Origin of the sequence: Thalassotalea eurytherma (assembly GCF_030161415.1) — a bacterium.
Classification (GTDB): Bacteria; Pseudomonadota; Gammaproteobacteria; order Enterobacterales; family Alteromonadaceae; genus Thalassotalea_G; species Thalassotalea_G eurytherma.
On record NZ_BSSU01000004.1, the window covers coordinates 184,303 to 196,120 of the forward strand.

General features: G+C 39.9%; 12 protein-coding genes and 1 other RNA gene. 4 read left to right on the top strand and 9 right to left on the bottom strand.

Annotated elements, in window-relative coordinates; translation table 11 throughout:
• Positions 1-92 precede the first annotated feature (92 nt).
• From gcvH to QQK02_RS04805, 6 genes are all read right to left on the bottom strand, one after another.
• A complete protein-coding gene (gcvH, locus tag QQK02_RS04780) occupies positions 93-482 on the bottom strand; it encodes a glycine cleavage system protein GcvH (protein ID WP_284206820.1) in 390 nt (129 codons plus the stop codon).
• A gap of 270 nt (positions 483-752) precedes the next feature.
• A complete protein-coding gene (gcvT, locus tag QQK02_RS04785) occupies positions 753-1,841 on the bottom strand; it encodes a glycine cleavage system aminomethyltransferase GcvT (RefSeq protein ID WP_284206821.1) in 1,089 nt (362 codons plus the stop codon).
• Between the two features lie 251 nt (positions 1,842-2,092).
• On the bottom strand, positions 2,093-3,322 hold the full coding sequence (locus QQK02_RS04790) for an FAD-dependent monooxygenase (RefSeq protein WP_284206822.1): 1,230 nt from the start codon (positions 3,320-3,322) through the stop codon (positions 2,093-2,095).
• Positions 3,323-3,353: 31 nt separating this feature from the next.
• Complete coding sequence (gene ubiH / locus QQK02_RS04795) at positions 3,354-4,553, bottom strand: 2-octaprenyl-6-methoxyphenyl hydroxylase (protein ID WP_284206823.1); 1,200 nt, start codon at positions 4,551-4,553, stop codon at positions 3,354-3,356.
• Between the two features lie 3 nt (positions 4,554-4,556).
• On the bottom strand, positions 4,557-5,879 hold the full coding sequence (pepP, locus tag QQK02_RS04800; RefSeq protein WP_284206824.1) for a Xaa-Pro aminopeptidase: 1,323 nt from the start codon (positions 5,877-5,879) through the stop codon (positions 4,557-4,559).
• 12 nt (positions 5,880-5,891) lie between these two features.
• Positions 5,892-6,461, bottom strand: coding sequence for a UPF0149 family protein (locus QQK02_RS04805; RefSeq protein ID WP_284206825.1), 570 nt, complete (start codon positions 6,459-6,461; stop codon positions 5,892-5,894).
• A 215-nt stretch (positions 6,462-6,676) separates the two neighbouring features.
• On the opposite strand from QQK02_RS04805, the gene QQK02_RS04810 reads away from it, so the two are divergent.
• Positions 6,677-6,988, top strand: coding sequence for a cell division protein ZapA (locus QQK02_RS04810; protein ID WP_284206826.1), 312 nt, complete (start codon positions 6,677-6,679; stop codon positions 6,986-6,988).
• Between the two features lie 15 nt (positions 6,989-7,003).
• Here QQK02_RS04810 and QQK02_RS04815 read toward each other — a convergent pair whose 3' ends face one another.
• Entirely contained in the window at positions 7,004-7,483 is a 480-nt protein-coding gene (locus QQK02_RS04815; protein WP_284206827.1) for a hypothetical protein, read from the bottom strand.
• A gap of 185 nt (positions 7,484-7,668) precedes the next feature.
• Here QQK02_RS04815 and ssrS point away from each other — a divergent pair.
• Both ssrS and murI read left to right on the top strand, forming a co-directional pair.
• Positions 7,669-7,850, top strand: a non-coding RNA gene (gene ssrS, locus QQK02_RS04820) — 6S RNA.
• Positions 7,851-7,946: 96 nt separating this feature from the next.
• Positions 7,947-8,771 carry a glutamate racemase gene (gene murI, locus QQK02_RS04825; protein WP_284206829.1) on the top strand — a complete coding sequence of 275 codons (825 nt, stop codon included), beginning with the start codon at positions 7,947-7,949 and terminating at the stop codon, positions 8,769-8,771.
• On the opposite strand, the gene QQK02_RS04830 is transcribed toward murI, so the two are convergent.
• Complete coding sequence (locus QQK02_RS04830; protein WP_284206830.1) at positions 8,766-9,863, bottom strand: porin; 1,098 nt, start codon at positions 9,861-9,863, stop codon at positions 8,766-8,768. The two genes, murI and QQK02_RS04830, sit on opposite strands and share 6 nt — an antisense overlap.
• Before the next feature lie 266 nt (positions 9,864-10,129).
• On the opposite strand from QQK02_RS04830, the gene metK reads away from it, so the two are divergent.
• The gene (gene metK, locus QQK02_RS04835; protein ID WP_284206831.1) at positions 10,130-11,317 is read left to right on the top strand and encodes a methionine adenosyltransferase; all 1,188 of its coding nucleotides are present in this window, start codon (positions 10,130-10,132) and stop codon (positions 11,315-11,317) included.
• 55 nt (positions 11,318-11,372) lie between these two features.
• On the opposite strand, the gene QQK02_RS04840 is transcribed toward metK, so the two are convergent.
• Positions 11,373-11,600, bottom strand: coding sequence for a hypothetical protein (locus QQK02_RS04840; RefSeq protein WP_284206832.1), 228 nt, complete (start codon positions 11,598-11,600; stop codon positions 11,373-11,375).
• Positions 11,601-11,818 lie beyond the last annotated feature (218 nt).

The following is an 11,818-nucleotide window of genomic DNA, read 5'->3' on the forward strand; positions in this document are numbered from 1 at the left end:
GAAAGAGTAGATTGCTAACCTAAAACTAAAGCCTGATTTAAAAAAAGAAGCCCCGTAAGAATACTTACGAGGCCTTTAAATTTTGTTGACGATTAGTCTTCGTCAATTGAGTTTGCGTAACCTTCAGCGTCAAGCAAGCCGTCTAACTCACTTGCGTCTTCAAGTTTTACTTTGAACATCCAACCGTCACCGAAAGCGTCAGAGTTAACTAACTCAGGTGAGTCTTCTAAGTCTTCGTTCACTTCAACAACTTCACCTGTAATTGGTGCGTAAATATCTGAAGCCGCTTTTACTGATTCTGCAACTGCAACATCGTCGCCAGTGCTAACAGTTTCACCAACTTCTGGTAACTCAACAAATACCATGTCACCTAAAAGCTCTTGTGCATGCTCTGTAATACCTACAGTTACGATGCCGTCACCTTCGTTACGTACCCACTCGTGTGACGTTGCGTATTTTAACTCTGAAGGAATGTTACTCATTTTTATGTTCCTAATTATTAAGTGTTTTAAATCTTTTTCTGAGCTTTTTGCTCTCGTTAGCAATCTACTTTCTGAATATAGAGCATCTGCCAACTTTATCAATAATCTTTTTTATAAAGTTCGAGATTGCGGCCTTCGCCACAATGACGACTGTTCGAGATTGCGGCCTTCGCCACAATGACGACTGTTCGAGATTGCGGCCTTCGCCACAATGACGACTATTCGTTTCTACGAACGTCATTCCTGCGAAGGCAGGAATCTCTTAGCTAATTAAAGTACAGACTTACCGTTACGAACGAAGCTAGGCTTCACTACGGCAACTTTCACTAGCTTTTTACGCATTTCAACTTCTACTGTGTCACCTACTTTAACCGCGCGTGGTACACGAGCCATAGCAACTGAATGGCCTAACGTTGGTGAGAATGTACCTGAAGTAATAACACCTTCGCCTTCAGCCGTTACCACTTTTAAACCGCCACGTAAAACGCCTTTTTCTTCTAATACTAGGCCAACTAACTTAGGTTGGTCGCCCGCAGCGCGTTGCTCAGCTAAAACCGTTTTACCATTGAAGTCACGTGCTTCATCATCCCAGCTAATTGTCCAAGCCATATTCGCAGCTAATGGCGAAACAGACTCATCCATATCTTGGCCATATAAGTTCATGCCAGCTTCTAAACGCAATGTGTCACGCGCCCCTAAACCACAAGGTTTAACACCTGCGTCTACTAGTTGTTGCCATAAATCTTCAGCTTCATCTTGTGGTACAACAATTTCATAACCGGCTTCACCAGTATAACCTGTTGTAGCAATGAATAAGCTACCAGCTTGAGCACCAAAGAATGGCTTCATACCATCTACAGCTTGTGTTTGCTCTGCATTTAATAAGGTTGCTACTTTTGCTTTTGCTTGCGGGCCTTGTACAGCGATCATGCCAAATTCTGGGCGTTCAGTAATTGTCACTGAAAACTCTTGTGCTTGTTCTGCAATCCACGCTAAATCTTTTACACGTGTTGCTGAGTTAACCACTAAGCGATATTGCGTTTCGGTAAAGAAGTAAATAATAAGGTCATCAATTACACCACCTTCAAGGTTACACATACCTGTATAAAGTGCTTTACCTGCAACATTTAATTTGTCTACGTCGTTGATCACAAGTTTACGTAAGAATGCCTTCGCATCATCGCCTTCAACATCAACAATTGTCATGTGTGAAACGTCAAACATACCCGCGTCTTGGCGAACGGCGTGATGCTCTTCTATTTGAGAACCATAGTTAATTGGCATTTCCCAGCCGTGAAAATCAACCATTTTAGCGCCAGATTCTAGGTGCTTTGCATGTAATACGGTTTTATTCGACATCGTATTGTTCCACTTATGTTGTAGTTTATTTTGTGATTCAAGATTAACGCTTGTAGAAGAATTTTAGTCAAAAACTGCTATTTGCGTGTACTTTTTATTAATTGCGCAAGATTATAGCGACGCAACCAACCGTGATCAATAAAATACCAGCAAAATACAAATAAAAAACCACTTAATTAAATAGTTCCGAAGAATATTTAATATAATCAACCTTTATGAAATTTAATTCTTATTTTTACCTACGTTTTACGTTAGGTTATCGACCAGTTTTCTTTTTGCTTAGATAAACTCGGTAAATGTGATTTTTCACCAAGTGCTTGCTTGATCATTAACTGCTTGGCAGGCTTAACTTTATTGATAAGATCTAACCCGAAACCTCGAAGTGTCTGCAGAGGTAAAGGCAATGGCGCAAAAATTTGTTTAATTGCTTCCATCGCACTGATCATTTCTATCGCGTCGTTTTTACGCCAGCGGGCAAAGGCTTTTAATGCCACTGTCGAATTTATATCGGTGAACTGATTTTGCTTACTTAATTGTGCAAAACAATCAGCGAGTGCCGCTGCATCGACTAAACCTAAATTAACGCCTTGTCCTGCCAACGGGTGAATTGTATGAGCTGCGTCACCAATTAAAATAGCCCGCTCTTTCATAAAGTCTCTGGCCAAACGCATTTTTAATGGGTACGTATAACGTTCACTCGCCAGTTCAAGTTGTCCTAATTTACCGTCACTTGCCGAGGTAAGCTGCTTTGCAAACTCCTCAGGTGAAAGTGCAGCTAAGTCATTTGCCTGTTCAGGTGATGTAGACCAAACAATTGAATAGCTGCCTGGCTCGTATAAAGGAAGAAACGCTAAAGGACCAGAAGGTAAAAATACTTGCCAAGCCGTCGGTGTTAGATGTTGCTTAGTGTTAACCGTAGCCACTAGTGCATGATGATCATAGTCTCGAAAGGTCATTGGCATATCAATTTGACTACGTAGCCATGAATTAGCGCCATCTGCGCCAACAACATAGCTTGCCATTATTGGCATTTGGCCGTCGATACTGGCAAATACTTCGCTGTCACCCATTCCTAAACTAGCAATTTTTTGATCAATAATGGTAATCCCACTATCTGCTTGTACTTTCTGCCATAACGCTGTTCGTATGACATTGTTTTCAATAATTGATCCTAGGTTTTCTTTATCAACATCTTGTGCTGAAAAATTGAGAGAGCCACCTGCATCTTTATCCCATATATGCATGCCTTGATAAGGCTGATAACGCATATTAGTGATCAACGGCCATACATCAAGGTTCTTAAATACTTGTTCACTGGCTTGATTTATCGCACTGACACGTACTTCAGGATCTTTGGTGAGTTCACAGGGGCTTGTATTATCAACAACGGCTACGGTTAAAGAAGAAAGCTTACGCACAGCTAACGCGAGCGTTAACCCAACCATGCCACCGCCAATAATAAGTAAATCGTATTTTTGCATGTTAAAACTCTTTTCAGTAAGCCTTTATACGTTAGTAGCCCATTGTTTTGGCAACGAACGGATGCTTAATGCACGCCAGATAATTGAGTGCTTTTAAGCCGATATTTCTGCCAATAACCAGTGGTGGTAAATCGTTTGAAAATAATGTTACTAGCGAATCTGTTAAGCCGATCACTTGTTGATGATCTTGTTTTCTCATCATTTGATAGTGTTGTAACAAATTCAGGCCACCAATATCTTGATCATCATCAAGCGCCTGCTGTAATACCTTGGCTAAATCACGAGTATCTCGTAATCCCAAATTAAAACCCTGACCAGCTATCGGATGAATAGTATGTGAGGCATTACCAATTAAAATAGTACGGTGATAAACCTGCTCATTGGCTTGAATTAAGTTTAATGGAAATACAGCGCGCTCGCCGACATGAGTAATATCACCTAACCAACCGCCAAATGCTGTATATAAGGCTTGTTTAAATTTATCATCACTTAACGACGATACTTGATGAGCTTGCTCTGGCGACAACGTCCATACTAAAGAGCACCGGTCTTTTGACAACGGCAACATTGCCAGCGGACCCGATTTTGTAAATCGCTCAAAAGCCACATTATTGTGCTTTACCGCGGTGCTCACGTTGGCAATAACCGCAGACTGTTGATAAAGCTTAGTCGTTACGTCGATACCTGCGCTTTTACGCACAACGGAATGACCGCCATCACAGCCTAATAACAACGTAGCGCTAAGCTTTTGTTCGTCATCTAACTCAAGGTCAACACTATCGGCATGATAATCAACCGATGCAATGGTGTTGGGGCAATACCAAGTAATATTTTTAACGTTTTCTAAACATTGATAAATGGCTTTACCAATTAATGCCATTTCGATGACGACACCCAATGCCGAAACATGATGATCTTTGGCATAAACACGGGCTTTACCGTAATAGCCTTGATCTGAAATATGAATCGTCTCTATGCCTGTTGCCGCTTGTCGCATGTGCTGCCAGACACCCAAGTCGGCCAAATAACTGACACTTTGATGTGAAAGAGCAAGCACGCGATCATCAAAATTTAAGCTTGGATTTTGATTTATTGGTGCATTTTCTACAATAGCGATCGACAAAGGCGCTTTATTGCCCCTATTTAACAACGATAAGCTCAAGGCGGTTAAAGCCCCGGAGAGCCCGCCGCCTGATATAACAATGTCGAACTTTGTATTGATTGCTGTCACGGATTAGCCTGCCATTAGCGCTTCAATTTCTTCAATCGTTTTAACGACACCCAATGAAAAGTTCTCATAGCCAGTTTCAGTGACTACGATGTTATCTTCAATGCGCACACCTATACCTTTGTATTTATCTTCAACGTCAGCATCAAGTGGAATATATAGCCCTGGTTCAATGGTCATGACCATACCCGGCTCGAACATACGGTTTTGACGTTTATTAGCATCAACACGGTAATCACCGACATCATGCACATCTAAGCCAAGCCAATGACCGAGGCCATGTATAAAGTATTTTTTGCAGGCTTTTTCTTCAATCAAGGTGTTTTCATCACCCGATAAAATGCCTAAAGCCAATAACCCTTTAGTAAATACTTGATGAACAATGTCATTAAGCTCTGCAAAGCTAGCGCCAGGTTTAATGGCTTCAATTGCTGCTATTTGCGCATCTAATACCAGTTGATAAATGTCTTTTTGTGCTGGTGTAAATTGACCATTGATAGGAAAGGTACGCGTAATATCTGCGGCATAACCTTCTAGTTCACCGCCGGCATCAATTAACAATAACTCGTTGTCTCTTAACACATCGTTATTGTCAGTGTAATGAAGAATATTGGCATTATCGCCACCAGCGACAATTGAACCATAAGCAGGGTTACGCGCGCCATTAAAGGCAAACTCATGAAGTACTTCTGATTCAATCTGATATTCAAACATACCTACTTTAGACGCTTTCATTGCGCGAGTATGAGCATTCGATGAAATTTCATTAGCTTTGCGCATGACATCAAGTTCAGCAGATGATTTGATTAAGCGCATTTCAGCGATAATATTTGAACAGTCAATGAGTTGAGTTGGAGCACGTGTGCCTGATTTTACTTTTGCTTTAACTTGCCCAAGCCATTCGAACATTTGTGCGTCAAATAACTCATTTTCATTTTGGCAGGTATAAAGGTTCGTTCTATTTTTTAACAACTCAACGATTTCATCGTCGGCATTATCAATGGTGTCTGTTTGATCAAACACGAAATTTTCTTGAGCATTCTCTGGCCCTATACGTCGACCATGCCAAATTTCTTGTAATGGATCTTTATCACGACAAAACAGCACACTATGCGCTTCACCTTGCGCACTTTTTACTAAGACAAGGTAAGCTTGTGGCTCAGGGAAGCCCGTTAAATAAAAGAAATTTTTATTCTGGCAAAATGGGAATTCTGTATCGTTACTGCGGGTGATTTCGTCAGCAGCACAAAATACAGCAATGGAGTTAAGCTCCATTTGATCAATAAAACAAGCACGACGAGCGACATACTCTTGAACATCTATTAACATAACAAACTCTTCTTAATGTAACGTCTTATTTGGGCTTTTTTGCTCAGGCGCGCTACCCAATTCAGTAAATATAAGTAACGACGATATACGTACATACTCTTCAATTTCAAAAAAGGCTTGCTCGCCTTCTTCATCTTCATCAACTTCTGTTGATAAATTGGCAATTTCGGCGAAATCAGCAATCACTTCTTTTACTTCATCTGAGGCTATGTCTGTTTTTTGATGTTGCATGCCAAAGCCAAGATTAAAACCTTGCACCCAATGACCTAAACCAGCACTGCGCTGTGCCAAACTTTCATCATCTTCTGGCAATAGCAATGCAAAGCCATATGAGTCATCCAATAACTTTTGCCAAATATCACTATATAGTGATTGCAAACTCGTTGTTAACGTAGCACTAAATGCTTGGCCATTATTAAAGGCATCTGACAATAGAGATAAATAGGTTGATTGCTCAAAATCATAACCAGCAGAAATTAGGCCTGTTAAAAAACCATGTATATCACTAGCGTGTGCAATAACATCTTGGGTTGAAATAACCGATTGAAGTGTTGAAAAATCAATTGCGTGTGCAGAACTCATAAGTGACGTCTTTATTACAATAAAATTGGCTATATCCTATCATTTCTTATCTGCTTGGGGCTAGGGATTTACTGCGTCAATTAACCTTCAATTAGCGAGTATAACGGTTGCATAGTTAATGTCGCCTCGTTATAGTGCAATATTAGCGATAACTTTCCGTTTTTCTTCATTTATTTCGCTATATTTAACGGATTTAGTACAAAGAACAATCAATAATGAAACCTCAGTGCTTAGAAATTGAAATTGCTGGTAAAAGTTTAAAAATTGCTTGCCCTGAAGGTGAGGAATCTGCGTTATTGAAATCAGCGCAAGAGCTAAGCGCGCGTATTGAAAAAGCTAATCAACTCAATCCTATAGCCAAGCCTGAAAGTACTTTGTTAATGATTGCCCTTAATTTAACCAATGAACTGATCGCTCTAAAGGCCGATGTAGTGCAAGAGCGGGTTGAAACACAAGAAAAAATTGCCTTGTTACAAAGCACTATTGAACAAGCGATTATGGATACCCGTAATAAAAAAGCGGGTTAACTCTCGCCTTTTTACTTACATCGCTTCTAAAATTTCATCGACTGTTGGCACTTTCATGCCACAAACTTTATCTGCTTCACTTGATGCAAGCTCCCCAGATAACGCTAGGTTCAACTCGTCTAATTCTTGCATGGTGACGCAAGCATCATGAATGTCCATCGCTGTTACCGCAACAACCGTTGCCACACCTAAAATAGGCACGGCTTCAGCAGGTAAAGACGCTAAATTAACGGCCGCCCCTCTGGCCAATCTCGTTGAAATTTTTGATGACGTTTTTTTTACTTTGGCGATATGCGAGGCCTGTTTTTTCAGTTTTTGATTGAGTTGCTTATTCTTATTCGTTGGGCTGGATTGTCGATATTGAGCATACGGCAATTTATCTATCGCCGAATACAAAAAATCGTGAAATTTCGCATGAGTTAATGTCAGTACATTGGTGACAATTAATCCTAAAAATGAAAGGACTTTAAATAGCCCCCAAACTTTTGCTAGCATATATTCCTCATACTCTTCTCAAGAAAAACAATCACCTTAACCCTATCGTTATCGACTGCATATCGCTAGCTTTTTGATAGTAAAAGACTGTTTGCTCAGTTCTTAGATAATTTTTGTCTAGCGAATAATCGATTGATAACAATTATTAGTATCTCTTCATTTCACTTCGGCTATAATAGGCAAAGAGTCTCTCGAAATTCTCGTGTGTTAACTATGTCCCCGAGCCGATAAGTTTTACCTAAGGGATTTCAGCTTTTACTATTGAGCATGCTCGACTCGTATCGAGAAGCCTACGGTAGAAGTGCAAGTTCCGCCTTGAACCACGGTGTTCAAGGGCTAACGTTAGCTGCGGTGTTTTGGGAGTGCTCAACAACTTCTCTTAAGTTTTAATACCAAGCTTTGCTTTACATCTTCAGTAAAAAAACCTATAAAACCAATTGCCTCACTCTTAAAAAATAGCTGTATGTCAGATATATCAACCACGTCATTACCTAAAAGTGCATTACCCATTGGTATTTTTGATTCTGGTATTGGTGGTTTATCAATTGCACAAAATATTAAGAAGCAACTACCGACAGAATCACTGATTTATATCGCCGATAATTTACATGCGCCATATGGTGAAAAAAGTGATGAATTTATTAGTGAGCGCGTCATTGCATTGGGCGAGTATTTAGCAAGTCAGCCTGTAAAGGCCATTGTGGTTGCTTGTAATACGGCAACAGTTACCGCTATTAAAACATTACGTGAAAAGTTAGCTATTCCTATTATTGGTGTTGAACCGGCAATCAAACCGGCAGCGTTAAATAGCCAAAATAAAAAAGTAGGTGTACTGGTTACTCAGGCAACGGCCAGTAATCAAAGGTTACATGAACTTATTCATACCTATGCCTCTGGTGCTGATGTTTTCATTCAACCGTGTCCCGGTTTAGCAGAACTTATCGAGATGCAAGGCAATAACCAACAAGCGATCAACACGCTTCTCAATGACTTTTTATCACCGCTACTTATCGAGCAAATAGATACACTAGTGCTCGGTTGTACCCATTACCCACTTGTAAAAAACGCGATTTCAGAAAAAGTTGGCGATTTAGTACAAATTATTGATACTGCAGCGCCGGTAACCGCCCAGCTAAAACGTAAACTATCTGAAAAAGACTTACTTGCGGGCGCCGAAGGCAATAAAAAAGGGGATGTCTTTTATACCACCTCATGCAATCAAGCGTTATCAACGACACTACAGCAATTGTGGTTGCAGCCTGTTGACGTAAAAAGTCTTGAGTTATAAATAAAATCTAAAACCAAATCCCACAATGTCTAAATCTGGTTTTGAGCCATCAACATAGGTTGTATCGTCAAATTTAGCATCAGCATACACTACAAAGTTTTCAGTCCACTCGTAGGTTATACCTACCGTATAAAATGACATGTTATATTGGCTATTACCTGAATCATCGGTTAAATCATTATAACCAGCAATCGCTGTGATACGGTTATCAAATTTATAAGCAACCACCGCTTCGATACCTGTGGACTTCGTCATTATTGCATTTTGATCATTAATCTCGTGATTTTCCATATCGGAATATAGAGCGGCCATGTAAAGGCCTGGCTTGTTAAATTGCCCATAAGTAATATGGTAAGTAGCAATTTGATCATCTGCTGTAAATTGTTGGCTAGCGTCTTCTAGACTGACTTCGCCAGTATTAAAACCAGCACCAATACCTACTTTATAAGGAAATTGGTAGGTAAGTGCTAAACCGTAATTCGTATCGAAGGCTAAATTTACACTATCCTTGAAAGTCTCATTTTGCCCTAAGTTAATTGACTCTTCTGTAGACTGAACTTGTGCACTAACAAAAAAATTTCCAATTTGATTATTGTACTGTAATGCTCGTTCAGCACGACCGGTGCCAGACAAAGCTCCATCTGTACCAAAGTTGTATGTACCCGACGCGTTACCACCATACATAGGTAATACATCTGTCACGCTAGCAATATGATAAAGACTACCCCACTGCTTGCCCATCGAAATACTACCGTAGTTATCGTGTTTTAAGCCAACATAACTCTGGCGTAACCAAATACTATCACCTTGAACACCTTGAGAGCGCAGTTGATCGCCACTAATAATTAAACTACTTGCAGGATCACTGGTTGAGGTAATACCCCACTCTATTTTGGCAAAGGCTTCCCAGTCATTGGTTAGTTTTTGATTAAAGCCAAAATTAATACGTGAAATACCATCTGTAATTTCATCCTTGGTATCGCTTTTTACGTAACGTACGTCAAAGTAGCCGCCGACAGATGCTGATGTTGAACCGTTATCGTAAATATCAATAGCGTAAGCGTTAGCCGTTATTAGTAACGGTATTAACAAGCCAAGTTTCGTTTTAATGGTATTAATATTGAGAACCTCATAAAAGTTGTACTCAATATAAACAAAAAGGAAATCTTTTAGCGTAAAGGCTTGTTACAGAAATATCACAAGTTGTTATCAAGACATTAAACCGATAAAATCATTTAGCCATCTAGACGTAAAAAAGCTAGTAAAAATCGATTTTAAGCGTTAGAATTGCAAAAAAAATTGACCATAAATAGACATCTGCACGTATGAAAGTGCTATTTGTTAATGAATGAGGCTTTATGACAACTCACTTATTTACTTCAGAATCAGTTTCTGAAGGTCACCCAGATAAAATTGCTGATCAAATTTCTGATGCGGTGTTAGATGCAATTATTGCTGAAGATAAATACGCCCGTGTAGCCTGTGAAACCATGGTAAAAACAGGGGTTGCAATAATTTCAGGTGAAATTACGACAGAAGCGTGGGTAGATTTAGAATCAATCACACGTAAGGTGATAACTGACATCGGCTATACATCTTCAGAAGTAGGTTTTGATGGTGATACCTGTGGCATCATGAACTTGATTGGCCAACAATCGCCAGAAATTGCACAAGGCGTTGACCGTGCAAAACCTGAAGAACAAGGCGCTGGCGATCAGGGCTTGATGTTTGGTTACGCAACCAATGAAACACCATCGTTGATGCCTGCACCACTTTATTATTCTCACCGTTTAGTAGAGCGCCAAGCCGAAATGCGTAAGCAAGGTATTTTACCTTGGTTACGTCCAGATGCTAAATCTCAAGTAACATTTGTTTATGAAGATAACAAGCCAGTAGCGATTGATGCTGTTGTGTTATCAACACAACATAATCCAGATATTTCTCAAGAAATGCTTCACGAAGCGGTAATGGAAAACATCATTAAGCACGTTTTACCTGCTGAGTTACTGACTGATTCAACGAAGTACTTCATTAATCCAACAGGCAAGTTCGTCATTGGCGGCCCAGTCGGCGATTGTGGTTTAACTGGTCGTAAAATTATTGTTGATACCTACGGTGGTATGGCTCGTCATGGTGGTGGGGCATTCTCTGGTAAAGATCCATCAAAAGTAGATCGCAGTGCAGCCTATGCGGGTCGTTACGTAGCGAAAAACATCGTAGCTGCTGGTCTAGCTGATCGTTGTGAGATTCAAGTTTCTTATGCTATTGGTGTAGCTGAGCCAACGTCAATTTCAGTTGAAACGTTTGGCACGGGTAAAGTGTCGGATGAAAAACTCGTAGAGCTAGTACGCGAACACTTTGATTTACGCCCATACGGCATTACTAAAATGCTTGATCTATTACACCCAATGTATAGAGAAACAGCTGCTTACGGACACTTTGGGCGTGAGCCTTATGAAATGACTGTTGGCAATGATACGTTTACTGCGTTTTCATGGGAAAAAACAGACAAAGCAGATGCATTAAGAGCAGCTGCTGGCTTGTAAAGCCCACATAAATAAAGAAAGGGAGCGATATGCTCCCTTTTTTGTTACCTGCTTATTATCTAGAAAGTCGGCTATCGTCCCATATACTTAGCGATAAAGCGCTCCATATCACCTGCTCTAATATTTGACGGATATGGACATCAAGCATCTGTTTTTCTTTTACCAACAACTTTCGCAATATAATACTTAATGGCACAGCGGTAATAGGCTCTTCAGATGGAAAAAATTTTTCGTCTGTACAGAAGGAAGAGTTCATTAAATTGGCAACATTATATTCATTCATCACAACAAGCTCACAGCAATCTTTAAATAGCATTCACAATATAGATAAATGATTAGATGAATCTACTCGTATAAGTCATTTGCTATCAATATGAACTTGTAAATTAGGGTAGACATATCCTTGCCACGTGCACAGTCGCTCACGTTTTGATGATTCGCTTAATGAAAGATTGGCAGGAAATGGGTGTGATGTATAACGCTTAATGATAAAAAAGGAAT

Bases quoted from the DNA above. Each gene is read 5' to 3' on its own strand.
- QQK02_RS04815 (WP_284206827.1), bottom strand. From the start codon at position 7,483: ATGCTAGCAAAAGTTTGGGGGCTATTTAAAGTCCTTTCATTTTTAGGA.
- gcvT (WP_284206821.1), bottom strand. From the start codon at position 1,841: ATGTCGAATAAAACCGTATTACATGCAAAGCACCTAGAATCTGGCGCT.
- murI (WP_284206829.1), top strand. From the start codon at position 7,947: ATGTCAGATATATCAACCACGTCATTACCTAAAAGTGCATTACCCATT.
- pepP (WP_284206824.1), bottom strand. From the start codon at position 5,879: ATGTTAATAGATGTTCAAGAGTATGTCGCTCGTCGTGCTTGTTTTATT.
- QQK02_RS04840 (WP_284206832.1), bottom strand. From the start codon at position 11,600: ATGAATGAATATAATGTTGCCAATTTAATGAACTCTTCCTTCTGTACA.
- QQK02_RS04805 (WP_284206825.1), bottom strand. From the start codon at position 6,461: ATGAGTTCTGCACACGCAATTGATTTTTCAACACTTCAATCGGTTATT.
- metK (WP_284206831.1), top strand. From the start codon at position 10,130: ATGACAACTCACTTATTTACTTCAGAATCAGTTTCTGAAGGTCACCCA.
- gcvH (WP_284206820.1), bottom strand. From the start codon at position 482: ATGAGTAACATTCCTTCAGAGTTAAAATACGCAACGTCACACGAGTGG.
- QQK02_RS04790 (WP_284206822.1), bottom strand. From the start codon at position 3,322: ATGCAAAAATACGATTTACTTATTATTGGCGGTGGCATGGTTGGGTTA.
- QQK02_RS04810 (WP_284206826.1), top strand. From the start codon at position 6,677: ATGAAACCTCAGTGCTTAGAAATTGAAATTGCTGGTAAAAGTTTAAAA.